General features: G+C 62.0%; 20 protein-coding genes. 9 read left to right on the top strand and 11 right to left on the bottom strand.

Translation table 11 applies throughout. The annotated features are described in order from the left end of the window. Window positions 1–3: 3 nt before the first annotated feature. Window positions 4–744 carry an RDD family protein gene (locus tag ABZS45_RS07905; protein ID WP_070680455.1) on the top strand — a complete coding sequence of 247 codons (741 nt, stop codon included), beginning with the start codon at window positions 4–6 and terminating at the stop codon, window positions 742–744. On the opposite strand, the gene ABZS45_RS07900 is transcribed toward ABZS45_RS07905, so the two are convergent. Further along, window positions 719–1,939: a D-alanyl-D-alanine carboxypeptidase family protein gene (locus ABZS45_RS07900; RefSeq protein WP_412099355.1), complete on the bottom strand. Its 1,221-nt coding sequence runs from the start codon at window positions 1,937–1,939 to the stop codon at window positions 719–721. The two genes, ABZS45_RS07905 and ABZS45_RS07900, sit on opposite strands and share 26 nt — an antisense overlap. Before the next feature lie 39 nt (window positions 1,940–1,978). Between ABZS45_RS07900 and ABZS45_RS07895 the strand changes: the two genes are divergently transcribed. After that, window positions 1,979–2,842 carry an adenosine deaminase gene (locus ABZS45_RS07895; RefSeq protein WP_412099354.1) on the top strand — a complete coding sequence of 288 codons (864 nt, stop codon included), beginning with the start codon at window positions 1,979–1,981 and terminating at the stop codon, window positions 2,840–2,842. Window positions 2,843–2,845: 3 nt separating this feature from the next. Here the strand turns inward: ABZS45_RS07895 and ABZS45_RS07890 are convergent, their stop codons facing one another. The 3 genes from ABZS45_RS07890 to ABZS45_RS07880 are packed head-to-tail and all read right to left on the bottom strand — an operon-like array spanning window position 2,846 to window position 5,243. Continuing rightward, window positions 2,846–4,084, bottom strand: a complete 1,239-nt coding sequence (locus ABZS45_RS07890; RefSeq protein ID WP_049157259.1) for a hypothetical protein — start codon at window positions 4,082–4,084, stop codon at window positions 2,846–2,848. Window positions 4,085–4,095: 11 nt separating this feature from the next. After that, a complete protein-coding gene (locus ABZS45_RS07885; protein WP_412099353.1) occupies window positions 4,096–4,959 on the bottom strand; it encodes a C40 family peptidase in 864 nt (287 codons plus the stop codon). Next, a complete protein-coding gene (locus ABZS45_RS07880) occupies window positions 4,959–5,243 on the bottom strand; it encodes a hypothetical protein (RefSeq protein ID WP_412099352.1) in 285 nt (94 codons plus the stop codon). The genes ABZS45_RS07885 and ABZS45_RS07880 overlap by 1 nt, the downstream gene beginning before the upstream one ends. A 61-nt stretch (window positions 5,244–5,304) precedes the next feature. On the opposite strand from ABZS45_RS07880, the gene upp reads away from it, so the two are divergent. From upp to ABZS45_RS07865, 3 genes are all read left to right on the top strand, one after another. Beyond that, the gene (gene upp / locus ABZS45_RS07875) at window positions 5,305–5,940 is read left to right on the top strand and encodes a uracil phosphoribosyltransferase (protein WP_347948386.1); all 636 of its coding nucleotides are present in this window, start codon (window positions 5,305–5,307) and stop codon (window positions 5,938–5,940) included. Between the two features lie 118 nt (window positions 5,941–6,058). Further along, entirely contained in the window at window positions 6,059–7,240 is a 1,182-nt protein-coding gene (locus ABZS45_RS07870) for a M20 family metallopeptidase (protein WP_049157262.1), read from the top strand. A gap of 72 nt (window positions 7,241–7,312) precedes the next feature. Beyond that, window positions 7,313–8,737 carry an NAD(P)H-quinone dehydrogenase gene (locus ABZS45_RS07865; protein WP_049157263.1) on the top strand — a complete coding sequence of 475 codons (1,425 nt, stop codon included), beginning with the start codon at window positions 7,313–7,315 and terminating at the stop codon, window positions 8,735–8,737. Between the two features lie 48 nt (window positions 8,738–8,785). Here ABZS45_RS07865 and ABZS45_RS07860 read toward each other — a convergent pair whose 3' ends face one another. After that, on the bottom strand, window positions 8,786–9,523 hold the full coding sequence (locus tag ABZS45_RS07860; protein ID WP_412099351.1) for an Ltp family lipoprotein: 738 nt from the start codon (window positions 9,521–9,523) through the stop codon (window positions 8,786–8,788). Between the two features lie 124 nt (window positions 9,524–9,647). Continuing rightward, window positions 9,648–10,955: a short-chain fatty acyl-CoA regulator family protein gene (locus ABZS45_RS07855; RefSeq protein WP_412099350.1), complete on the bottom strand. Its 1,308-nt coding sequence runs from the start codon at window positions 10,953–10,955 to the stop codon at window positions 9,648–9,650. A gap of 169 nt (window positions 10,956–11,124) precedes the next feature. Between ABZS45_RS07855 and prpD the strand changes: the two genes are divergently transcribed. From prpD to ABZS45_RS07840, 3 genes are read left to right on the top strand one after another with little or no spacing between them, the layout of a single operon-like run. Further along, a complete protein-coding gene (prpD, locus tag ABZS45_RS07850) occupies window positions 11,125–12,636 on the top strand; it encodes a 2-methylcitrate dehydratase PrpD (RefSeq protein ID WP_102234257.1) in 1,512 nt (503 codons plus the stop codon). Further along, on the top strand, window positions 12,637–13,569 hold the full coding sequence (prpB, locus tag ABZS45_RS07845; RefSeq protein WP_412099349.1) for a methylisocitrate lyase: 933 nt from the start codon (window positions 12,637–12,639) through the stop codon (window positions 13,567–13,569). A gap of 51 nt (window positions 13,570–13,620) precedes the next feature. Continuing rightward, a complete protein-coding gene (locus tag ABZS45_RS07840; RefSeq protein WP_046648356.1) occupies window positions 13,621–14,769 on the top strand; it encodes a bifunctional 2-methylcitrate synthase/citrate synthase in 1,149 nt (382 codons plus the stop codon). Here the strand turns inward: ABZS45_RS07840 and ABZS45_RS07835 are convergent. Next, window positions 14,766–17,201 carry a hypothetical protein gene (locus tag ABZS45_RS07835; protein ID WP_412099348.1) on the bottom strand — a complete coding sequence of 812 codons (2,436 nt, stop codon included), beginning with the start codon at window positions 17,199–17,201 and terminating at the stop codon, window positions 14,766–14,768. The two genes, ABZS45_RS07840 and ABZS45_RS07835, sit on opposite strands and share 4 nt — an antisense overlap. Next, window positions 17,191–17,877: an ABC transporter ATP-binding protein gene (locus tag ABZS45_RS07830; RefSeq protein WP_010189375.1), complete on the bottom strand. Its 687-nt coding sequence runs from the start codon at window positions 17,875–17,877 to the stop codon at window positions 17,191–17,193. The genes ABZS45_RS07835 and ABZS45_RS07830 overlap by 11 nt, the downstream gene beginning before the upstream one ends. Before the next feature lie 333 nt (window positions 17,878–18,210). Here ABZS45_RS07830 and ABZS45_RS07825 point away from each other — a divergent pair, with 333 nt between their 5' ends. Next, window positions 18,211–21,642, top strand: coding sequence for a pyruvate carboxylase (locus ABZS45_RS07825; RefSeq protein ID WP_412099347.1), 3,432 nt, complete (start codon window positions 18,211–18,213; stop codon window positions 21,640–21,642). A gap of 66 nt (window positions 21,643–21,708) precedes the next feature. Here ABZS45_RS07825 and ABZS45_RS07820 read toward each other — a convergent pair whose 3' ends face one another. The 3 genes from ABZS45_RS07820 to ABZS45_RS07810 all read right to left on the bottom strand — a co-directional run bounded on the left by ABZS45_RS07820 (window position 21,709) and on the right by ABZS45_RS07810 (window position 25,052). Then, on the bottom strand, window positions 21,709–22,266 hold the full coding sequence (locus ABZS45_RS07820) for a GNAT family N-acetyltransferase (protein ID WP_412099346.1): 558 nt from the start codon (window positions 22,264–22,266) through the stop codon (window positions 21,709–21,711). Window positions 22,267–22,277: 11 nt separating this feature from the next. Continuing rightward, complete coding sequence (locus ABZS45_RS07815; protein ID WP_412099345.1) at window positions 22,278–24,050, bottom strand: biotin carboxylase N-terminal domain-containing protein; 1,773 nt, start codon at window positions 24,048–24,050, stop codon at window positions 22,278–22,280. 141 nt (window positions 24,051–24,191) lie between these two features. Next, window positions 24,192–25,052 (bottom strand): sulfurtransferase, encoded by an 861-nt coding sequence (locus tag ABZS45_RS07810; RefSeq protein ID WP_412099344.1) that lies wholly within the window; start codon window positions 25,050–25,052, stop codon window positions 24,192–24,194. Window positions 25,053–25,286 lie beyond the last annotated feature (234 nt).

The raw sequence follows: 25,286 nt of genomic DNA, 5'->3' as shown, positions 1-25,286 counted from the left end.
CCGATGCTACCAGCGTCTTTTGCCCCGAACCTGTACGAGCACTTCAGACTCGATTCGCGCGCGACCTCACGAGAACTGGGCGTGCAGCTGGCGGCTGCCGACGCTCACCTCGAAGGCCTCGGCTACCTCCCCGAAGCCCCAGAGCGCGAGGAGCTTGCCGTTGCCTCCCGCATTCTGTGCGAGCCCGCTTCCCGCGCAAGCTATGACCAAAAGGTCGAGTCCGGCGCCCAGCTCACGTGGGCGCAGCTGGAGGATTACGCGACTACCGGCCGGTGGGGTGAGAGCGCGCACGCCCCAACGTCAACTCCGCCCCGCGATGATGCGCGGCGCGCCTCTCCCGGCAACCGCGTGCTCATGGCCATCATTGACTACTTCCTCGCGGCCCTCGTGGTGTCCTTCATCGTCGGCTTTGGCTTTACCAACCCGGATGATAATTCGGTGTGGATCGTCAGCATCTCCAGCATCTTCACGGTGGCCTATTACATTTGCTTCGAGGTCCTTGCTGGCGCAACACCCGCGAAGCTCATCGGCGGGTATACCGTGCGTGATGTCACGACGCACGAGAAGCTCACCTGGCAGCAGAGCATTAGGCGCAACTGGTGGCGCGTGGCCTCCCTCGTGCCGCTCATCGGGCCGCTGATCGCCTTTTTTGGTGCCCTCTACGTGGTGACCACGATTGGCTCGAAGAACAACCTACGCGGCCAGCACGACATCATGGCTAACGCCGAAGTAGTGAAAAAGTAGCAACTACTACCACGAGGAGCGCGACGAGCCCCGCCACCATCCAGCCAATCCAGCCCTGCGAGCCTTCGAAGGACGAAGACTCCGCAGCCGCCTCCGCGGTGGCGGGCGCAGCCGGGGTGGTGGGAGCCGGGCTCGGAACCGCAGACTCCGCAGGCTCTTCCTTTCCGGCTGCGAAGTCATCTAGGTGCCCGACGCCATCGCCGGCGCGGACGTCGGAGGCTTCGTCGAGAAGCATCTGCGCCTGCTCCCAGGCGCGGAACCCATGCTCGACGGTCGTATCGAGGAGCACCGCCTGCAGGCGACGCCCATCGCGGTCGATAGCGCCGACGAAGGTATGGTGTGCGTCCTCGGTATAGCCGGTCTTGCCGCCGATGCCATCCGGGTCGTTGAGGAACAGCCCATTGTCGTTCCACAGCTCATAGCCAGGCATGTCACCCCAGCCGGGAAACTCCACGTGCTCGGTGTCGACGATGCGCGCGAAGGTGTCGTTGGCAAAAGCCGCGCGGTAAATCAGCGAGATATCCGCCGCGGACGTCGACATACCTGCCGCGTCCAGGCCCGAGTAGCTCGCCGCCACCGTCGAGCGCGTGCCAATCTCCTGTGCCTTCGCATTGACCTTTGCCAATGCTTCATCGTCCCCGCCAACAGCCTGCGCGAGGGCATGCGCGGCGTCGTTGCCGGAAGCCATGAGCAAACCCTGCAGAAGCTGCTCCACGGTGTAGACCCCATCGGGGCCAAGGCCGACGGCGGAGCCTTCGACGGAGGCGTCGTCAATCGTGGCGGTGATGCGCTGGTCGAGGGGTAGCTCCTCGATGACCACGAGCGCTAGCAGCGCCTTGATGATGGAGGCCGGGCGGTAGCGCCCATTGGGATCCTTCATGGCGATGATTTCGCCGGTGTCCAGGTCACTGACCATCCACGCCGACGCCACCACGTCCTTATTGACCCGAAAACCGCGCGGAGCGGTCACGCCGCACGCAGCACCCTCAACAGCGGGCAGGGGAGTGGGCGCGACTTGGCCGGGGGAGAGTCGCTCGGAGGTGGTGGTTGGTTCCTCGGGAACGAGGGAGTGCGGGCAAGAGTCGGTATCCGGCGCGGTGGTGCGCGTGGGCGACGTTGACTCTTCCTCCTCTGCAAACGCCGGTGGCGTCGCGGCTAAGGCGAGGGCAGTCAGGATCGCGGGGACATGTTTCATAGCGTGCTTAATCCTAGACCCCGTCCTAGGATGAACCTCATGCATGACGCACCTCTGATTAGCCCCGAAAACAAAGACTCCGGCGCCGAGATTTTCGCCGGCCTGCCCAAGGTGACGCTCTTCGCGCCGCTGCCCACGGATGCTTCGACCCCGGACGAGCTCCGCGCGGCCACGCACGCTGTTGTGCAGGCGCTTGCCGACGACCACGTGGTTTACGCCGAGCTCCGCCTGCGCCCCAGCGCCTTCCCCTTCGACGCGGCCGACGCCCTCGCCGCCGCGCAGGAAGGACTGGACGTTCCTGGAATCGATGCCCGGCTCATCGCTGAGGGTGATGCCAGCGAGGCCGCGGTGGGCGTGGCGCTGACCGAGCTGTCCGCGGCTGAGAAGCTCCGCGCGGACTTCATCCCGTGGGAGCGCGATGTCGATTCTTATGAGGATGCCGTGGCCGCAGTGCAGGCGGGTGTGACGCGCCTTGTTCATGCCACTGATCTTGTCGATGACTTCAGCGCGGATCTCGACGGCGTTCGCCCAGGCAAGGCATCCGCGTGGGTGCGGGATCGCCGCATCGCGCTGACCTTCGCGCCGTTGGAGGAAATGCCGATAGAGGAGCTGGCTGATCACCCTCTGCCGCTGCTGCAGCAGCTCGGCTTTACCTGCACGGTGGCGGGGGAGAAGCTCAGCGACGTCTTCTTGGCTCTGAGCGAGACCTTTGGCTACGGGCTGGAGGAGTTCTTCGACCTCACCATCAAGGCGATTGAGAACTCTTTTGCCAGCGAAGAGGACCGCCAGCGCCTCATCGAGCAGGAGATTCTGCCCGCCTATGAGGAACTGGCGGATCCGGAATTCGCGGAGGACGCTTCCGAGACAGAAGAAGCGGAAGAAGAGACTGAGTCCTCCGACTAGAAACTAAAAGCGGGAGAAGCGCTTCGTCAGCATCTCCTCTAGGCCCTTCCAGGACTCCGCGTGCTCGGTGTAGGGCTTGGAGGGAACGTAGCCTGCGTGCTCGGTGGAGCCGAGCATGTAGCCCAGGTAGTCCTGGAATCGCGGGTTCTGCAGCATGTAGGAGTTGATGGAGTCATCCCCGGACCAGTCGGCGGCATCAGCGCAGACCTCGTAGCAGCGACCCATCTGATCCGTATCGACCGCCTCCGGGCCCTTTTCAATGTCACGCACGATGCCGTTGAAGTTGTACTGGTTATCCGGGTGGACCGTGACTTCCAGCTCACCAGCGTTCGCCGCGGCAACGACCTCTTCCCAGGTGGAGACCTTGGCCAAGTCGTGGTCGTCATTTTCCATGATCCAGCGCACGAGCACCTTGGAGCTGGGGAAGGTGAAGATCTCGCCCCACTTGCCCAGGAACACTGGCTTGCCGTCGAGGTAGGTGCGCAGGGTGTAGACAGTCCTTTGGTCGGCGGTGATCTTTACCGGGTCGATGCCTGCGGCTGCCCACGGGGAGCTGTCATAAGGATCTGCCGATTGTGCGGCGGCCTTGCGCTCTTCTTCGGCCTTTTTGCGTGCTTCCTCCGCCGCTTCGGTGGCGGAGGAAATGCGGGTGGCGGCGCTCGTGGTTGCATCCTGGGTGAAATCAGAAGAAGGAACGACCTTGACCACCTTGTCGAGGTCTTCGATCACTGCGCGCCAGTTGCTGTGGATAACGCGGCCCACGCCGGACCACTCGCTCATGCCCTGGTCGCCGGCGTAGTGATCGGCACCGCGGGCAGGGTTGCGCAGGATGGAGTGCGAAGCGAAAAAGATGACGGTGTGCTCGGCGCCGCTGACCTCTGCCAGCGAGTGCGCAATCTCCAAACAACGCGCGACCGTGGAGACGTTCTCGTGGCTCGGGCGGCCGGCGAGGTACTTCGGCATGCCGACGAGGTCGTACACGTGCTTCTTTTCAGGAACCACGCGGTCTGCCGCTTGGGAGTTGAACACTTCCCACTTGGGGTGATCGAGCAAGTCATGCTTCGTCCCCGACTCGAGGAAGCACAGCATCTCGGCTTCCGTTTTAAAGAGCAGGACAGACTCGTCATCACCGAGAAAGGCCTGCCACTCGGAGCCGTTCTGGCGCCACTTTGGCGCCCATAGGGTATAAAAATCGCCCTCGGAAAGGGAGAGTTGGATAGGGACAATAGCGCGGGTGTTCATGGGGAAACAGTCTACCCTGTGGGCCTCCAGAAGCCTTTGAAAGCCATCCCCATGTTGTTGGTGCGCAATGGATTGGTTTGCACGGGGCTTCCGGCCTCCACCATCTGCCCGTCGCCGGAGTACATCGCCACGTGCCCATCCCACACGATGAGGTCACCGGGTTGCAGCTCCTCCGTGCTGACCTGTCGGCCCACGGTCTGGCTTTCAGCGGTGCGCGGCAGTTCCACGCCGGCCTGGCGCCAGGCCCATTGGGTGAGTCCTGAGCAGTCGAAACTACCGTTGCCGGTTCCTCCCCACCCATAAGGAGTCCCCACCTGGGATAGCGCTGCTTGTGCTGCGGCCTGTCCCTGCGTGGTTGCCCCGTTCTCCGCCGCCGGAGCGACGAGCGCGTGGCGCGCCATGTTTTCTTCTTGGGGGCCACGCACCGAAGGCTGGACCGCGCGCTGGCCGATGGGAACGAGGGGAGCCGCCGCCTGCAGAAGTTCGCCGGCTAAGTGCTTCAAGCGCTGCAGTGCCTTGCCGACGTACTCCATAGCGAGAGCCTGCAAAGCTGAGCGTGCCGCGGCCTGTGCCGCCGGGTTCGGAATGAGCAACCCCAGAGCTATAGGTAAACCGCGCTGGAGTAGCTCGAAGCCCAGTCCGATGAGTTCCCTGACGGCCGCTGAAATCAGCCCGCGCGCGGAAGCCAGAGCGGAGCGGGCCGTGGAGAGATCCTCAGTGGCTTGGCGGGCGGTGTCCAACAGCGCTCGCGGATCACCGTGCGCTATCTCCGCGAGGGGTCCCGCGGCAGTGAGATCGGGCACAGTGGGCAGGGAGACGTCGGGAAGCTGCGCCGGCTGCATCCGCGCAATCTGAGCTATCGCTGATTCCAACATCACAGACCTCCACACGCGCTCGCGAGGGCACTATCGGTCTCCTCGGCTTCCCGCGCCATGCGGAAGCTGGACTCTGCCACCGCCCCGGCATCGGCTCTGACCTGGGCAAGGCGTGCTGTGAGATTCTCCATGGCGGCGTTGAACGCACTGCTAAAGCCGTCCACGACCGGCTCTATCGGTAGCTCGGGAGAAGGAGCGGGGGAGTCCTGAGAGACAGCGGCAAGTTCGTGGGCTAAGCGGCGAGTGTGTTCAGTATCAATGGTGAAAGTATCGAAGCTAGTCATGCCTTATTAGACTTCACCGCCCGCTGATCGGTTCCCGACCAATTCTTATACAGTGAAGGACATGGATATCCACGTAGTAGACCACCCCCTCGCCACATCCCGGCTGACCCTCATGCGCGATGCCCGCAGCGACAATGCCGCCTTCCGCGCTGCCTTGCGAGATCTGGGCACCATGCTTGTTTATGAGGCGGCGCGCGACCTGCCCGTTGAACACTTTGAGTGCGTCACACCCGTCGCCATGGCCGACGGTACTCGCCTGCAGGATCCTCCGATCATCGTGCCCATTATCCGCGCTGGCCTGGGCATGATTGATCCGGCACTGTCCATGATCCCGGATGCCCAGGTGGGCTTCATTGGCATGGCGCGCGATGAAGAAACCCACGAGCCGGTGCCTTACCTGGAAGCCCTGCCGGAGGATCTCAGCGGTCGGAGTGTCTTCGTGGTTGATCCAATGCTGGCCACGGGTGGTTCCCTCCTGCACTCCCTGAAGCTCCTGGCAGATCGCGGCGCTACCGACATCACGGCAATCTGCATGGTCTCCGCGCAGCCGGGCGTTGATGCACTGGCCAACTCGGGGCTGCCAGTCCGCTTGGTCACCGCAGCGATTGATCCCTCCCTCAACGAGGACGCCTACATCGTCCCGGGCCTTGGCGATGCCGGCGATCGCCTTTACGGCCCCCGCAATATCGACCTGTAGCGAAACCATCGGGCGGGGCAGACCGCTCAGTATATCTGGCGCGTGACCTGCCCGACTAACTGAACCGCATGGTCTAGTTGTAGACTCTTCCCAATAGGAAACCACGGAGGAGGAAGCAGTGATCTCGGACTACGTCAGTGAGTGGTTCAGCAACCACCGCGCGGAGGTCATCGCGTGGCGCCGCCATATCCACCGCCACCCGGAGACCTCCAATAACGAGGTGGAAACTACCCGCTTCCTGTCCCGCACCCTGCGCGAGTACGGCTTGGAGCCGCAGCTTTTCCCCGAAACCGGCCTCATGGTGGACATTGGTCCCGATACGGAACTCGGGCGTCTAGCCTTCCGCGCCGACATCGACGCGCTTCCCGTCACTGAGGTCACCGGCCTCGAATACACCTCCGAGGTGCCCGGCGTCATGCATGCGTGTGGGCACGACATGCACACCACCATCGCCCTTGCTACGGCCTGCGCCTTGGCGGACCTCAACCGCGAGCATCCGTTAGAGTTCGGTGTTCGTGTCATCTTCCAGCCCGCTGAAGAGGTGTGGGTGGGCGGTGCCACCGACGTCATTGAATGGGGTGCGCTCGACGGGGTGAACTCTATCTTTGCCGTCCACGTGGAACCGAAGCTGCGCGTCGGGCGCATCGGCGTCCGCGCCGGGGCGATCACCTCGGCCACCGATGTCGTGGAAATCAACGTCTCCGGACCGGGCGGACACACGTCACGCCCGCATTTGTCGGCGGACGTCGTCTATGCGCTGGGCAAGCTGCTGACGGACCTGCCGGGCTTGCTCTCGCGCCGCGTGGATCCACGCACCGGCACCGTTTTGGTGTTCGGCCAGGTGAATTCGGGTTATGCCCCGAACGCGATACCCGAGACCGGTTCTGTATCCGGCACGATGCGCACGGCGGACATTGGCATTTGGCGCGACATGCAGCAGCTCTTCTCCGAGCTCGTCGAGCAGGTTCTCGCTCCCTTGGGGGTCGAGCACGAGTTGGTCTATCACCGTGGGGTTCCGCCCGTGCTTAACGACGACGTCTCTACCGCCCTCCTCGCCAGCGCTGCCCAGGCCATCGACCCGCAAGCCGTGGTTCAGGCCCCGCAGTCCTCGGGCGGCGAAGACTTCTCGTGGTACCTAGAGAAGGTCCCCGGCTCCATGGCTCGTTTGGGCTGCTGGTCTGGTGAAGGAGAGCAGCACGATCTCCACATGGGGGATTTGGCGCCTGATGAGCGGGCTATCGGCGTGGGTGTCAAACTCTTTGGTTCCGTAGCAGAACAGTTCGCCAACGTGGAGGATTAAGCGCCTAAGCACTACACTGTGACAAGGATTTCCCAGAGTTCTTATAGGCAGAATTTTAAAAAAGGAGCGACAGTGTCACAGGAAGCCCCCCGCATCGTAATTATCGGCGGTGGCCCCGCAGGCTACGAGGCTGCGACCGCCGGCGCCAAGTACGGCGCGCACATTACGTTGGTTGAGGAACAGGGCCCGGGTGGCTCCTCCGTTCTCTTGGACTGCGTGCCCTCGAAGTCTTTCATCGCTGGCGCCAACATTCGCACCGACTTCCGCCGCGCGGATGATATGGGCCTGAACCACCAGCTCGGCTCGCTGCAGCTGAGCCTGGAGGCCCTCAACGGCCGCGTGCAGGCGCTGGCTGCTAACCAGTCCCGTGACGTCCGTGCGGGCCTAGAGAAGATCGGCGTCAAGGTCATCGATGGGCGCGCTGCCTTCTCCGAGGATCAGCACGGTGTGAAGGGGGCAGCGCACAAGATCGACGTCACCCACAAAGATGGCACCACTGAGATCCTCGACGCGGACCTCGTCCTCGTTGCTACCGGTGCCACCCCGCGCATCCTGCCGGGCGCGCAGCCGGACGGCGAGCGCATCCTCACCTGGCAGCAGGTCTATGACCTCAAGGAGGAGCCGGAGCACCTCATCGTGGTGGGGTCCGGTGTGACCGGTGCGGAGTTCGTTTCTGCTTTCGCGGAGATGGGAGTGCGCGTGACCATGGTGGCGTCCCGCGACCGCATTCTGCCGCACGATGACGCCGACGCTGCCGACGTCCTCGAGACCGTCTTGGCTGAGCGCGGCGTGGAGCTGGAGAAGAACTGCCGCGTGGAGACCGTCTCCCGCACAGAAGACGGCAACGTCGTGGTCAAGACTCAGGATGGCCGCGAGATCCACGGTTCCCACGTCATCATGTCCATTGGTTCCATCCCGAACACCAAAAACCTCGGCTTGGAGCACGTTGGTGTGGCCACCACGCCGTCCGGCCACATTGAGGTTGACCGTGTCTCCCGCACCAACGTCGCCGGCATCTATGCCGCCGGTGATTGCTCCGATCTGTTCCCGCTGGCTTCCGTTGCGGCAATGCAGGGCCGCATCGCCATGTACCACTCCCTGGGTGAGGGTGTGTCCCCGCTGCGCTTGAAGACCGTGGCAACCGCCGTGTTTACCCGCCCAGAGATCGCTGCCGTGGGCTTCACCCAGGCAGAGATTGAGGCCGGTGAGGTCGCTGCCCGCACCGTCATGATGCCGCTGAACACCAACCCACGTGCCAAGATGCGCTCCCTGCAGCATGGCTTCGTCAAGCTCTTCTGCCGCGCTACCTCCGGCCGTGTCATCGGCGGCGTTATCGTCGCGCCGACCGCCTCCGAGCTTATCCTGCCCATCGCCGTGGCGGTGACCAACCAGCTCACGGTGAACCAGCTGGCGGATTCCTTCGCGGTCTACCCGTCGCTGTCCGGCACGATCACGGAGGCGGCCCGCCGCCTTGTTGCCCACGACGACCTTGAATAACGACCGCGAGTAAATCAGACCCGGGTCTGATTTAGCTTCGGCTCGGATTTATAAGCCCAGTGTGCTCACGGCATGCTGGGCTTCTTCCATGGTGAACTTCTCGCCGTACTCGCTGGTGAGCTGATCGAGCAGCGCCGGGCCGGACATCGGCATCATCTCCTGGTAGTTTTCCGCTGCCTCGACGGCTTCGGCCATCCAATCAGCATTCACCGTGTCCACGGCGTACTGTGCCTGTTCCGGTGTGAACCTCTCTCCGTACTCGGAGGTCAGCTGGTCATAGAGCTTGGTCTTGGAAAAAGCGGCGAAGTCCACGTAGTGTTCGGCGGACTCGAGAGCCTCGGCGTTCCAGTCCACATCGAGCTGATCCATGGCGTATTGCGCCGCCTCGGGAGAGAATTGCGAGCCGTATTCGCTCGTGAGCTGGTCATAGAGCTTAGCCTCGGAGAAGGCGGAAAAGTCCACATAGCGCTTCGCCGCGCGCAGAGCATTCTTGTGCTCTGTGGGTACGGCGTTGTCATCGCTGCTGGTATGGTCTGCGGCGGACTCCACGTCAGCTGCGGCGTTGTTGATATCGACGGCCGTGATGCTTGTGCTCGGCTCCGATGCGGCGGTGTTGGTCGGGTCATCGCCGTCAGAACCCGCATTGAGTACGGCGCTGCCGAGCACCAATACCGCGATTGCACCCGCGCCCCACTTGAGGCAGCCGCCTTTCTTCTTTTTCTTCGGTGCTGCCTGCTCTGGGGTTGGCTCCGGGGAGAACTGGGGAGCTGCATAAGGGTTGGACATGAGAGAGAACCTCCTGCGTAGGTGAGTGAAGAGAACTCGGCGTGGTGCCGAACAAGGTTCATCATGGCAGGCGCTGCGGACATGGCCGTGGCGGGTTCGAATGCGTAAGCGAAAGGTATGAAAACTACGAGGTGGCGTATGCCGTCACCGGCGTGGCATTGAGGTCGAGGCTGACGGGCCGGCCTGCCTGCGGGAAGGCGCGCTGCGGGCACGCCGGGCGCGGGCAGGCGGCGCAGCCGGGGCCGATGGGGGTCGCCTCGGAAGGGGAGAGGTTGAGCGCGTCCGCGTAGACCACGCGATCCGCTTGTGCGATATCGCAGCCTAAACCCACGACGAATTCCTTGCGCGGCGTGCCCCAAGCCTGAGCTTGTCCTTGGACGAAGCGCGCGATCCATAAGTAGGTGTGGTCATCGGGCATCGAGGCCACCTGGCGCGTGATGCGGTTGGGCGTTTCAAACGCGCGGTGCACCACCCACAATGGGCAGGAGCCGCCGCTGCGGGCGAAGTGGAAAGCGGTGGAGGACTGGCGCTTGGAGATATTGCCCGCGCGGTCGGTGCGGATGAAGGAGAAGGGAACACCTTGGTGGCCGGGTCGCTGTAACGTCGCCAAGCGCTGCGCGGTGGTTTCGAAACCAGTGCCAAAGGCCGTCGCGATGACGTCGATGTCATAGCGCGTTTCCTCCGCGGTGGCGAGGAACTGGGTATAAGGCATGGTCACGGCGGCGGCAAAATACTGCGCGAGGCCCAGCGTGCCAATAGTCTGTGCTTCCTCGCCCGGTAATTCGGCGACGAGTTCCGCGCAGTGCTCCGGGTAGGCCAGCAGGCAGTACTGAAGGGCCATCTCAGAAACCAGCTGGGATTCCGTAAGGCCCGCGCGCAGGTGCAGCTCCCGGTTGTGGAAGGTGCGTCGGCGCGGAGACGAAGAGGAAAATCGCGTCGTAACACCGAACTCATCCTGCAGGACGGAAGCCAAGCGACCGCGGCGCAGAACTCGGTCCCCGAGCGAATCGGAAAGCTCCTCGGCGGCGATGTCGAGACTGTGGACGTAGTTGTGCGCGTCGTAAAAGAAGTCGCGGACCGCTTCGAAGGGGCCGGGTTCGGCGGGGGTGTGCGCGGCGGCGTCGACAAGCCGGGGCAGAAGTTCGGGGAAGCGCCCGCTGAGGTCGGTGAGGGTGGCTTCGGAGGCCTCGGGGAAGAGCTGGCGCAGCTCGGCGAGCGCACGCAGGTCACGGTCCCCAGCGAAGTAGGTGGCATCAACACCGAAGCGCTGGGTCAGCTGCATGAGGACGGTGACGGTGAGCGGGCGCTGGTCATTTTCCAACTGATTGAGATAGCTGGTGGATAGCCCCAGCTGCTTCGCCATGGCGGCTTGCGTGAGGTGGCGTTCCTTGCGTAATGCGTGGATTCTCGCCCCCGCGTAGTGCTTGGTCACCGTCTGTTTCCTCCTAAAAAGCCTTCCTGCCTGGGGATTCCACAAGTTTTGCAAGTAACGCAAATCCCTGCAACAGATAGTCACAGTTTACACATGTGGCAGGGCGCACGGGCTGGGGTTAGTGTGATTCCTATCGCAATCGTTGTTCTTGTCTAGGAGGAGAACCCCTTTGATTAACCACGAAGTACGTACCCACAAGTCCGCCGAGAACTTCCCCATCGAAGAGCACCTCGCCTACAAGATCGCCAAGGTAGCCGCCGATCCCGTCGAGGTTCCGGCCGAGACCACCGAGATGATCATCAACCGCATCATCGATAACGCTTCCGTGGCCGTCGCTTCCGCAACGCGCCGCCCGGTTACCTCCGCCCGCGTTATTGCGCAGGCCCACCCGGTGCAGGAAGGAGGCGCCACCATCTTCGGCGTGGACGGCGCATACTCCGCCGAGTGGGCAGCCCTAGCCAACGGCACTGCCGTGCGCGAGCTGGACTACCACGACACCTTCCTCGCCGCCGATTACTCCCACCCGGGCGATAACATCCCGCCGATTCTGGCCGTGGCACAGCACAAGGGGCTGACCGGCAAGGACCTCATCCGCGGCCTGGCTACCGGCTATGAAATCCAGGTCAACCTGGTTAAGGGCATCTGCCTCCACGAGTGGAAGATCGACCACGTGGCGCACCTCGGCCCCTCCGTCGCCGCGGGCCTCGGCACCATGCTGAAACTCGACGTCGAGACCATCTACCAGGCCATCGGCCAGGCGCTACACACCACCACCGCTACCCGCCAGTCCCGCAAGGGTCTCATTTCCTCTTGGAAGGCTTATGCACCGGCCTTTGCCGGCAAGATGGGCATCGAGGCAGTGGATCGCTCCATGCGTGGCGAGGGCGCCCCAGCCCCGATTTGGGAAGGTGAGGACGGCTTTATCGCCTGGATGCTCCACTCCCCGGAGCGCACCTACACCGTCCCCCTTCCGGGGGACGGGGAGCCCAAGCGCGCCATCCTGGACACCTACACCAAGGAGCACTCCGCGGAGTACCAGGCGCAGGCCCCGATCGATATGGCCTTTGCACTTAAGAAGACGCTCGCGGAGAAGGGACTGAAGACCGAGGACATCGAGTCCATCGTCCTGCACACCTCGCACCACACCCACTACGTCATCGGTACCGGCGCCAACGACCCACAGAAGATGGACCCGAACGCCTCCCGCGAGACCCTGGATCACTCCATCATGTACATCTTCGCCGTGGCCCTCCAAGACGGCGAGTGGGACTACGAGACCTCCTACTCCGATGAGCGCAAGCACCGCCAGGACACCATCGACCTGTGGCACAAGATCTCCACCGTCGAGGACCCCGAGTGGACCCGCCGCTACCACTCCAACGACCTGGATGAGAAGGCCTTCGGCGGCAAGGCTGTCATTACCTTCAAGGACGGCACTGTGATTGAGGACGAGCGCGCGGTGGCCGACGCCCACCCGCTCGGCGCCCGCCCCTTCGGCCGCGAGGAATACATCAACAAGTTCAAGAAGCTGGCTGCCGGCAAGGTCTCGGAGGAGGAGCAGGAGCGCTTCCTCGCTGCCGCCCAGAACCTGGAGAACCTCACCGACCTCAACGAGCTCAACGTTCGCCTCACCGACGAGGCCATCGCTACCGCACCCGAGACCCCGAAGGGACTGTTCTAAATGGCTGGCCTATTTGGCTCCACTATCAGCAATGCCGACAAGCGCAAGAGCTTCCGCGAGGCGCTGAACGCACCGGAAATCACCACGATGCCGGGCGCTTTCAATCCTTTGACCGCGCGGCTCATCCAGGACATCGGCGGCTTCGGCGGCGTCTACGTCTCCGGCGCGGTGCTGGCCAATGACTTGGGCCTGCCGGATATTGGCCTGACCACGCTCACGGAGGTAGCGCAGCGCGCCGGGCACATCGCCCGCGCCACGGACCTGCCGGTGCTTGTCGACGCCGACACCGGCTTCGGCGAACCGATGTCCGCCGCCCGCACGGTTGCCGCGCTGGAGGACGCCGGCCTGGCCGGCTGCCACCTGGAAGACCAGGTCAACCCGAAACGCTGTGGTCACCTCGATGGCAAGGAAGTGGTGCCGACGGATCTCATGGTTCGCCGCATTACCGCCGCCGTCAACGAGCGCCGCGATGAGAACTTCATCATCTGTGCCCGCACCGATGCCGCCGGCATCCACGGCATCGATGAAGCCATCGAGCGCGCCAAGGCCTACGCCGACGCCGGCGCGGACCTCATCTTCACCGAGGCCCTCTACTCGCCGGAGGACTTCGAAAAGTTCCGCGCCGCCGTGGACACCCCGCTGCTGGCCAACATGACGGAGTTCGGCAAGACCGAGCTGCTTTCCGCCAAGCGCATCGAAGGCTTGGGCTATAACGCCGTCATCTGGCCGGTATCCACCCTGCGCGTGGCCATGGGTGCTACCGAAGAATTCCTCCGCGACATGCAGGAAACCGGCCTGCAATCCGAGGAATGGCTCGACCGCATGCAGCACCGCTCCCGCCTGTATGAGCTGGTGCGCTACGACGAGTACAACGCCTTCGACCAGAGCGTGTTCACCTACTCCAAGGACAGCTACAAGCCCACCTTTGACTAAACCCCACGGCCTAGAACTCAATCTAGACCCCTATAAAAGGAGAAAAACACCATGTCTGAAACCCCAGAGATCCGCAAGGGCCTGTACGGCGTTGTCGTCGACGAGACCGCCGTGTCCAAGGTTGTCCCGGAGACCAACTCCCTGACCTACCGTGGCTACCCGGTGCAGGAGCTGGCCCGCTACTGCTCCTTCGAGGAGGTTGCTTACCTGCTGTGGAACGGCGAGCTGCCGACCCAGGATGAGCTGGTCCGCTTCTCCGCTCGTGAGAAGGCGCTGCGCCACCTGGACCGCCACCTCATCGACCTGATCACCTCCATGCCGAAGTCCTGCCACCCGATGGACGTTCTGCGCACCGCGGTCTCCTTCATCGGCTCCCAGGACCCGGAGGAGTACACCAAGGATTCCGAGCACATCCGTCGCACCGCGCTGGAGCTCATGGCGAAGCTGCCGACCATCGTTGCACTCGACATCCGCCGTCGCCGCGGTGAGGGGTACATCGAGCCTTCCCGCAAGAAGGGCTTTGCGGAGAACTTCCTGTGGATGGTCTTTGGCGAAGAGGAAGGCTCGCCGGCCCTGTCGCGCTCCGATATCGAGGCCTTTGATAAGTCCCTCATCCTCTACGCCGAGCACTCCTTCAATGCCTCCACCTTCGCTGCCCGCGTGGTGACCTCCACGATGTCCGATACCTACTCCGCGGTTACCGCAGCTATCGGCGCCCTGAAGGGCCCGCTGCACGGTGGCGCTAACGAGGCCGTGATGAAGAACTTCCTGGAGGTCGGTGACTCGGCCAAGGCGGAGGAGTGGACCCTGAACAAGCTCAAGAACAAGGAGCTCGTCATGGGCTTCGGCCACCGCGTCTACAAGAACGGTGACTCCCGTGTGCCGACCATGGAGGCCGCCTTCCGCGAGCTGGCCAAGGACCACGGCCAGGAGCAGTGGGTGGAGATGTACGAAAACATGGCGAAGACCATGTACGAGAACACCTCCATTAAGATTCAGCCGAACCTGGACTTCCCGGCTGGCCCTGCGTACCACATCCTGGGCTTCGACATCGAGTTCTTCACCCCGATCTTCGTGATGGCCCGCATCACCGGCTGGACCGCACACATCGTGGAGCAGAACGAGAACAACTCCCTCATCCGCCCGCTGTCTGCCTACAACGGCAAGGAGCAGCGCTCCGTTCCGCCGAAGCAGATTTAATTAGCGGTTGCGCTTGACGCTGGGCGCTGCACGTAGCGAAGGCATGTCATGCCAACGCCACTTGCAGCGCCCAGTGTTATTGCGCCTGCGGCAACAAGAAGAGCCTTCCAATCGATGGCGAATGTGAGGCCATCTCCCATTGCGTAAACCATTCCGGCGAGTGGGAGGATTCCAGCGAGACAGCCAGAAATGATCGCAACACATGTCAGTGTGGCCGTCGTGAGTACAACGATTCTTAGGTGCCAGGAAGAATCGAGGCCTAGTACTTTGAAGGTGGTCTCGATTGCTTCGGTAGCGCGAGCAAGTTGCCGCGAGAAAACAAAGGTTACGGCTAACGCGCTGAGCAGCGCGGCCGCCAAGCTGATGTAGAATGCCCGCGGTGTCGAAGAGGTTTGAACCAGTGGCAGTAGTACGAGCTCGTGGGGGATATGGGCTCGTGCAGCGCTATCAAGAAAGCGCTTTTCTTCGTCTTCTTTGAGCCCCGTAAAGACCCACTGTGTCCCACGTGCCGGTGCGTTGAGTTTCTGCGCCGTGGATTCGAGGATAAACCCTCCAGCTAGTTTCTCCCAGTGAGGTCCGAAATCCGTGCTCAGCGCTGGAAGTGATGTAGGGGCCGAGTTTCCGCTTGTGCCGATTGAAACGTGCTCATGGTTGATGAATCGGTTATCGCGGACCAAAGCTCCGGTCTTAAGAACATCTTTTTCATGGTCCGTGAGCTCTCGGCCTAAGAGCTGCTCTACGTCATGAACGGATTCGACGGTCAGTACGCCAAAGGTTCCCGACATCTCTGTGGGCATGTCTAGCGTGGCCTGGACATAAGAGACTCGAACTGGGGCGGGAACGCCCAACGCGTGGGCCACGTGCTGAACGGAATCAGCGTTTGTGGCTAGGCCGTCATCTGTTTTTTCTAAAACATGTGCCTGGTTTGGGGCGATCGTTGACGTCAAACTGTCATTCTCACTGGCTGTGAAGCTGGCTGACATCGAACTGCTAAACACGGCGGTTCCCATGCACAGGACCAACAATGTCAGACCCGTGCCAATAAGCTGCCGGTGCTTCTCTGCAAATCTCAGGGCCACGCCTGCTGGAGTGTAGGGCCGGCTGGTTCGCGGACAGCGTGCGAGAAGAAGAGAAAAGACGATGCACAATGCCACGGTTGGCAATGGCGCCCAGGTTTCGAACACGTCTGGCCCCAGCAGTGCTGAAGCGACCGTAAAGAGTGCGGCCACAAGGACAATAGCAATAGCACTCCAACGCAAGAATGATGCCGATAGGGCTGGCAGCGGGATGTCTTTCCAGAACGGATGCGGCTGGGTCGACGGCGCGGTGGCAACACCGCCAATCAGGAGTGCTGCTAGCGAGCTAGCGAGAAGAAGCACTAACCATTTCCACGGAATGAGGACTCCAGGATCAGGCAACCCTGCAAGTCCCGAAATGAAAGGGCGCACGCATTGCGCCAGGCCTGCACCTACAACGAGGCCTAAGACGGAGTACATCAGGGCTGAACGAAGCAGGGTGGATGTGCTGGACTTCCACAACAGGAAGGGGGAGATCCCTAGCTCGAAGAACCGCCGGTTCAACGGGTGAAGAACTAGGTACGTGACTCGCCACAAAAAGTGGATCAAAGCACACGGTATGACAACGGCAAACAGGCCGAAGAAGAAGGAATAGCTATCGGCGAATCCTGAAGGCGGCGTTGCGAGCAGGCTTTCGCGGGTGAGGAGTGAGGTCGAAAAGGCGTCGTCAAGCGCGGCGTGATCGACGAGGTTTGTAGTTTCGAGCTGACTGCTAATGAAGTCGGTGAGCTCGGCAGGAGTCGTTCCTTCGGAACCGAACACAATCGGCCGGACCGAAGCGGAGGTCATGGAATAAGCGTCGGCGTCGATGGTGTTCCATGTTCCCGATGCGCCGTACACCGCTTTCTCCTGGCTGTGGAAGGAATTCGATACAACGCCAACGATGCGGAGCGGTAGCGTGCCGTTGAATGCAGTTGTGTTCTCTCCGAGGCTAAGGTTAACGTCCTCAGTGACGATTACTTCCCCGGGGGCGCTTGGCCAATGGCCCTGAACCAATGCCAACCCAAAATCGGGAGCTTGCTCTTCCCAGTGAGACTCCTTGTAGACAAGGGAAGCTGATGGATTGCTATCGACATAGAGATCGTAAGTCTCGAGTTGGGTAGTAAAGCCCCTCTCTGGGGAATCAAGTTGCGGCAGCGTCTGTTCAACCACGCCCGCCCGCGTGTACACAGGCACGTCCACCCGCACGGCGTTGTTTCCCAATTCTGACTGCGCCTTCTGCTGCGGGGACAACATCATGAAGAGATCAGCCGAGACAGCAAATGCGAATAATCCTAAGCACACTGCGATTGCCGCTGCGCCGAAACGATACCGTTTCGAAGAATGCACGACTTTCGTGATTAGTTCATTGAGCATTCGGGGCTGCTTTCCCAAGCTGGCCGTCGATCAGCGTGTAGGCCGTGCTGCAATAGTCGAGCATGATGGGATCGTGACTGGTCGCTATCACGGTTGTGCCAGTTGATGCCAGCTTCTTGAAGAGTCGAAAAATGCCGTGCGAGTTTTCAGAATCGAGCGCAGCAGACGGCTCATCAGCCAAGAGAATTCGCCGTTTCCCAGACAGTGCTCGGGCGATTCCTACTCTTTGGCATTGGCCGCGCGACATCTCTGCGGGAAATCGTTGAGCGAGTTCTGCAAGTCCTACCTGGGTTAAGGCCTCGCAAGCCTTGTCGTGTGCCGTCGTCTCATCGAATCCCGCTGCAGCAAGCACAAGCATGACATTTTCGAGCGCTGTGAGTTCATTCATCAACAGGTCGTCTTGATAGACGAAGCCGATTGTGTTGCGGCGCAAGGCGAGTAGTTCCTTGGGAGCAGCGGTGGATACACAGGTATCGAAGACCGAGATTGAGCCTTCATCGATAGGTAGAAGACCTGCAACCGCGCGCAGGAGAGTTGTTTTACCGGAGCCGCTCTTTCCTGAAATGCCGAGAAACTCGCCTTCACCAGCTTCTAGGCTTGCGCCTTTGAGAACATGCGTGCGCTGGGCGCCTTCGCCTAAATACTTGTGGACGTTAGAAATGGTGACTGAGTTCATAAGCTCTTTTCTGTCTTCACCGTGCGGTCTTTGGAAGTGAAGGATGAAGTTGGTTCTTATGAACCTGATTGAAGGATAGAAACGGAGGGTAGAACATGTCAATAGGTTTATATTTTTTTAAAAGCGAAGTAACTCTTCTCCTATTTGGCCGCTGCATGTTTAAAGGGGGGAGGGGAGCTGTTCATGAAGGGGTGAGTCTTCTAGGGGTGTGCCTAGGAGTCTGGCGAGAACCTATTCGAAATCTGTTGACCGATATGTCGATTTCCGCCCGCGTTGTCGCCTCGGACACTATCCTTGTCTTCGTATTGTTCCTATCTGAAAGGACCACTCCTAGTGTCTGATACCGCCCACAAGTCCTTCTCCAAGATCTTGGTGGCCAACCGCGGTGAGATTGCCGTGCGTGCCTTCCGCGCCGCCTTTGAGGTCGGTTCCAAGACCGTTGCAATTTACCCCAAGGAAGACCGCAACTCTTTCCACCGTGCCTTCGCGGACGAGGCCGTGCGTATTGGTACTGAGGGTCAGCCGGTTAAGGCTTATCTCGATATCGACGAGGTTATTCGCGCCGCCAAGAAGTCCGGTGCGGATGCCATTTACCCGGGTTATGGCTTCCTTTCGGAGCGTGCTGATTTGGCCCGCGCGTGCCGCGACAACGGCATCAAGTTCATCGGCCCCACCGCCGAGACCCTCGACCTGACCGGCGATAAGGCCGCCGCTGTGGCCGCAGCGGAGGAAGCAGGGCTGCCTACGTTGAAGGACTCGAAGCCCTCGACGGACGTCGACAAGCTGGTGGAATACGCCAAGGACTTTGAGTTCCCCGTCTTCGTGAAGGCCGTGGCCGGCGGCGGTGGCCGCGGCATGCGTTTCATCGAGAACGAAGCAGAACTGAAGACCAAGTGCGCGGAGGCATCGCGCGAGGCAGAGGCCGCCTTCGGTGACGGCCACGTCTATCTGGAGACCGCGGTGATTCGCCCGCAGCACATCGAGGTGCAAATTCTGGCGGACTCGCAGGGCAACGTCATGCACCTGTACGAGCGCGACTGCTCCGTGCAGCGTCGCCACCAGAAGGTCGTGGAGATTGCCCCGGCGCCGACGCTGGACCCGGAGCTGCGTGACCGCATCTGTGCGGACGCCGTGAAGTTCTGCGAGCACATCAACTACGAGGGCGCCGGTACCGTCGAGTTCCTCGTCGATGAGAAGGGCAACCACGTCTTCATCGAGATGAACCCGCGCGTGCAGGTGGAGCACACCGTGACCGAGGAGGTCACGGGCGTGGACATCGTGAAGTCCCAAATGCAGATTGCCGCGGGCCTCTCCCTGGAGGAGCTGGGCCTCAAGCAGGAGGATATCCACATCACCGGCGCGGCCCTGCAGTGCCGTATCACCACTGAGGATCCCTCCAACGGCTTCCGCCCGGATACCGGCACGCTGACCCAGTACCGCTCGCCGGGCGGCGCGGGCGTGCGTCTCGACGGTGCAACGGCCGTCGGTGCGGAGATCTCCCCGAACTTTGACTCCCTGCTGGTGAAGATGACCTGCCGCGGTGTCAATTTTGAACAAGCCGTGGCACGTGCGCAGCGCGCGCTCAATGAGTTCACCGTGGCCGGCGTGGCCACCAACATCGGCTTCCTGCGCGCTCTTTTGCGCGAGCCGGACTTCGTCAACACCCGCGTGGACACCAGCTTCATTCCGGAGCACCCGGACCTGCTGAAGGCCCCGCCGGCCGTCGATGAGTCTGGTCGCATCATCGACTACATCGCTGACGTGACCGTCAACAAGCCGAATGGCGAGCGCCCAACCACCTTGCGCCCCTTCGACAAGCTGCCGGATCTGGACTTTAACTCCGAGCTGCCGCGCGGTTCCCGCGATGAGCTGCTGGAGCTCGGCCCGAAGAAGTGGGCAGAAAAGATCCGTAAGCAGGATGCTCTGGCGGTCACCGACACCACCTTCCGCGATGCCCACCAGTCCCTGTTGGCCACCCGCGTGCGCGGTACGGCGCTGGTCACTGCCGCTGAGGCCGTTGCCCGCATGACCCCGGAGCTGTACTCCGTGGAGGCGTGGGGTGGTGCTACTTACGACGTGGCCATGCGCTTCCTCAAGGAAGATCCGTGGGTCCGCTTGGATCTGCTGCGTGAGGCCATGCCGAACCAAAACATCCAGATGCTGCTGCGTGGCCGCAACACCGTGGGCTACTCGCCGTACTCCAACGACGTGTGCACCGGCTTCGTGCAGGAGGCCGCCAAGTCCGGCGTGGATGTCTTCCGTATCTTCGATGCGCTGAACGACGTCACCCAGATGCGCCCGGCTATCGACGCCGTCCTGGAGACCAACACCACCGTGGCCGAGGTTGCCATGGCCTACTCCGGCGACATGTGCTCCCCGGATGAGAAGCTCTACACGCTGGATTACTACCTTAAGCTGGCCGAAGAAATTGTCAACACCGGCGCCCACGTCTTGGCCATCAAGGACATGGCAGGCCTGCTGCGTCCGGAGTCCGCATCCAAGCTGGTCATGGCTCTGCGCAAGGAATTCGACTTGCCGGTTCACGTGCACACGCACGACACCGCAGGCGGCCAGCTGGCTACCTACTACGCGGCAGCGCTTTCTGGCGCCGACATCGTGGATGGTGCCTCCGCTCCGCTGGCGGGTACTACCTCTCAGCCTTCGCTGTCCGCCATCATCGCGGCGTTCTCCAACTCCTCGCGTGATACTGGTATCTCCCTCAAGGCAGTCTCTGACCTGGAGCCCTACTGGGAGGCAGTGCGCCAGCTCTACCAGCCGTTCGAGAAGGGCATTCCTGGTCCGACCGGCCGCGTCTACCGCCACGAGATTCCCGGTGGTCAGCTGTCCAACCTGCGCGCGCAGGCTACTGCGCTGGGCTTGGAGGACCGCTTCGAAATCATCGAGGACACCTACGCGGCAGTGAATGAGATGCTCGGCCGTCCGACCAAGGTGACCCCGTCCTCCAAGGTGGTCGGTGACCTTGCTCTGCACCTCGTGGGCGCTGGCGTGGACCCGGCTGACTTCGAGGCCAACCCCACCAAGTACGACATCCCGGATTCCGTCATTGCCTTCCTGCGCGGTGAGCTTGGTACGCCTCCGGGTGGCTGGCCGCCGCTGCGCGACAAGGTCCTGGAAGGCCGCGCGCCTGGCGACGTCGCCGTCAAGCCCGTCCCCGAAGAGGAGAAGAAGCACCTGAGTTCGGATGATTCCACCGAGCGCCGTGCCTCCCTCAACCGCTTGCTCTTCCCGAAGCAGTTCGAGGAGTTCAACGAGTTCCGCCGCACCTACGGCAATACCGAGGCGCTGACGGACACGGTCTTCCTTTACGGCCTGGAAGAAGGAAACGATTACATCGTTCACTACTTCCCGGAGGGCTCCAACGATCGCGCGGACCTTAAGCCCATCACGTTGCGTCTTGACGCGATGGGTGAGCCGGACGAGAAGGGCATCCGCAACGTTGTGCTCAACGTCAACGGCCAGATCCGCCCGCTCAAGGTGCGCGACAACAACGTCGAGTCCACCGTTGCCACCGTGGAGAAGGCCGACCCATCCAACGAGGGCCACGTGGCCGCACCGTTTGCCGGCGTGGTGAACCCGACCGCCAAGCCGGGTGACGAGGTCAAGGCCGGCGACCAGATCGCTGTCATCGAGGCCATGAAGATGGAAGCCTCCATCTCCGCCACCAAGGATGGCACCATCGAGCGCGTCGCCATTGGCGCCGCCACCAAGGTGGAGGGCGGCGACCTCATCGCCGTTATCAACTAAAAGGAACGCCGAACCCCCTCCCGTCTGGAGTAAAACACCAGATAGGAGGGGTTCCTTCTTGCGAAATTAGAAGCGCTTGAGCATCACGTGGGCATCCGGGCGGCCCGGGACGTCGATATCGACGAAGCCCTCGGATTCATACAGCTTGCGGGCGCCCGTGTTCTCCGGCTCAATCCACAGCGAAATGGCCGGGGCTTGCTGCGCCTCGGCGAGGTCGCAGGCGTTGCGCAGGAGGCGTCGTCCAGCGCCGAGGCCTCTGTAGCGGGACTCCACAGCAATGAAGAGCTCGGGGATTTCCTCTGGATCAAGGTCGGTGGCCCACTGGGACTCATCAAAAGGATCCGCTTCGGGGTTGCGGGTATAGGCAGCACCCTTCGCTTCGGTGGTGTAGTAGCGCAGCCACGCACCACCGACGGGAACGCGGTGGCTGGAGACTGCGATGACGCCGCCGTCGACATGGGGTGACCATTCGTCGACGTACAGCCCCACGTCAGGCGTGTGGAAATCCCCGATATGGGCGTCCTCGTCACCGAGGACATCGGCGAGGAAAAGGAGACGGGAGAGGTAGGTACGGTCGTGCTCCTTGGCCAACCGTACGCCGAACTCAGAATCGTTAACGCTCATGCCTTTCGAGGCTACTTGATCTCGAGAATCGGCTCGCCCTTGTTGATCTGCGTGCCAGTGGACACCTTGAGGTCGGTCACGGTGCCGGACTTGTGGGCCTTGACGGGGTTCTCCATCTTCATGGCCTCGAGGACGACGACGACCTCGCCCTCTTCCACTTCCTGGCCCTCCTCGACGGCGACCTTGATGACGCTGCCCTGCATCGGCGCGGTCACGGTGTCGCCGGACACGTTTGCCGCGGCTCCCTTTCCACGACGCTTCTTCGACTTCTTGCGCTTGTTGCCACCTCCCAAGAGGAGATTGCCCGGCAGGGCCACCTCGATGCGGCGGCCGCCAACCTCGACGACGAACTTCTGGGATGCTTCCTGTTCCTCGTCCTCAGGTGCTTCGGCGGTGTCGGTGTACTCGGGCAGCTCGTTGACCCATTCCTCCTCGATCCACTTGGTGTAGACCGTGAAGTTGCTGTCTTCGGCGGTGAAGGCAGGATCGGTGAGGATTGCCTGGTGGAAGGGGATAACCGTGGGCAGGCCTTCGATGCGGTACTCGGACAGCGCGCGGCGTGCGCGCGCGATGGCGGTCTCGCGGTCCGGGCCCCAGACGATGAGCTTGGCCAGCATGGAATCGAACTGTCCGCCGATGACGGAACCTTCGCGCACACCAGAATCCATACGCACGCCCGGGCCAGAAGGTTCGGAGTAGGAGACGATGGCTCCAGGAGCCGGCATGAAACCCGCGGCGGCGTCTTCGCCGTTGATGCGGAATTCGATGGCGTGGCCGCGCGGGGCCGGATCCTCGGAGATGGAGAGCTCACGGCCCTCCGCGATGCGGAACTGCTCGCGCACCAGGTCGAAGCCAGTGGTCTCTTCGGTAACGGGGTGCTCCACCTGGAGGCGCGTGTTGACCTCGAGGAAGGAGATGAGGCCATCGGCGCCGACCAGGTATTCCACGGTGCCGGCGCCGTAGTAGCCGGCCTCGCGGCAGATGCGCTTGGCCGATTCGTGGATGGAAGCGCGCTGCTCATCGGTGAGGAAGGGGGCAGGGGCTTCCTCGACGAGCTTCTGGAAGCGGCGCTGCAGGGAGCAGTCGCGGGTGCCCATGACGACGACATTGCCGTGCTGGTCGGCGAGTACCTGAGCCTCGACGTGGCGGGCCCTATCCAGGTAGCGCTCGACAAAGCATTCACCGCGGCCGAAGGCGGTGACGGCCTCGCGCGTGGCGGACTCGTAGAGGTCCTTGATTTCCTCGCGGGTGTGGGCCACCTTCATGCCGCGGCCACCGCCACCGAAAGCGGCCTTGATGGCAACGGGTAGGCCGTGCTCATCGGCGAAGGCTTCGACCTCCTCTGCGCTGGCGACCGGATCCTTGGTACCCGGTGCCATGGGAGCGTCAGCACGCTCGGCAATGTGACGGGCGGTGACCTTGTCACCCAAGTCGGCGATGGACTGCGGGGAGGGGCCGATCCAGGTCAAGCCGGCGTCAATGACGGCCTGGGCAAAGTCGGCGTTCTCTGAGAGGAAGCCGTAGCCGGGGTGGATGGCGTCGGCGCCGGATTTGGAGGCGGCGTCGAGAATCTTGCTGAAGTCGAGGTATGACTCCGCGGAAGTTTGGCCGCCGAGTGCAAAGGCTTCGTCGGCAAGCGTGACGAATGGGGCGTCAGTATCTGGCTCAGCGTAGACCGCTACGGATGCGATGCCGGCGTCGCGAGCCGCGCGAATGACGCGGACCGCAATCTCACCGCGGTTGGCCACGAGGACCTTGGTGATGTTCTTGGTTTCAACTGCCACGGCAGGAACCCTCCTCCATTTTTTCTGATAGGACTGCGTACTATTCTTGCACACCAAAACATGAGGATACCTTCACATCTTGGTTTCGTGTCAAAAAATAAACCCGCACCAGCGTGGATGCGGGGTTAATTCGGTGTGTTCTTAGCGCTCAACGGGCATGCGAACCATGTTGCCCCACTCTGCCCACGAGCCATCGTAAACGCGCGCTGCCTTGAATCCGAGCAGGTACTTGAGCACGAACCAGGTGTGCGCGGCCTGAGCGCCGACGTGAGAGTAAAGCACTGTTTCCGTATCTGGCTCCAGCTCACCGTAGCTTACCTTCAGCTCGCTGAGTGCGCGGAAGCAGCCGTTGGGGTAGACCGCTCGATCCCACTCGAGGTTGATGGCGCCTGGGATGTGACCGTGGGTCAAGGTGGTGCCGTAGGCAGACTCACCAGTTCCGTTCTTGAGGGCGGCTTCGCCGCAGAACTCGTCTGGACTGCGGGTGTCGACCACCGTGGCGGTGGAGCCGCGCAGCTCGTCGACGAAGATGCGGGATGATTCTTCGCGGGAAACCTCAGGGTAGGAGGAAGCGGTTGGGTCAGGGACCATAAACGAGGTATCGCGCTCTTCAGACATCCAGGCATCCCGTCCCCCGTCGAGAAGCCTGACGTCTTCGTGACCGTATAGCTCGAAGATCCACAGGGCGAATGCGGCCCACCAGTTGGACTTGTCGCCGTAGAGGACGACGGTATCCTCGCGCTCAATGCCCTTGGAGCGAAGGAGCTTGGTGAAGTCTTCCGCGTTGATAATGTCCCTCGTTGTGCTGTCGAGCAGCTCCGTCTGGACATTGATGCGGATAGCGGTGGGGATGTGGCCGATATCGTAAAGGAGCGAGTCTTCGTCGACCTCGATGACGTGGAGGCCGTTAATGCCCAGTCGCGCGGATAGCCACGGTGCGGACGCGAGGCGCTCAGGGTGCGCGTACTCCTGGAAAGGGGGATTCGGGTCGAATTCGGCCACGGTCCACCTGCCTTTCTCGTTAAGGGGAAACGTTCGCTTCAACTCTAGCGTGCTTGGCCGAAAAGTGGTCACGGGGGAGAGCCTTTTGTGGTGTTGGATACATTTTTATGCCGTAGAGTGGCGGCTCGCATGGACTGGTTATAACAAGTGTGCAGGTCAGGGGATAAAAACTGCATTAAGCTCGCCTTTTATCGCGTTGTGGCGTCGCTTCTTCAGGTGAGCGAACGGGCCCAA

This window comes from Corynebacterium aurimucosum, assembly GCF_046895345.1.
Lineage (GTDB): Bacteria > Actinomycetota > Actinomycetes > Mycobacteriales > Mycobacteriaceae > Corynebacterium > Corynebacterium aurimucosum_G.
This window is presented reverse-complemented; position numbering and strand designations above follow the sequence as displayed.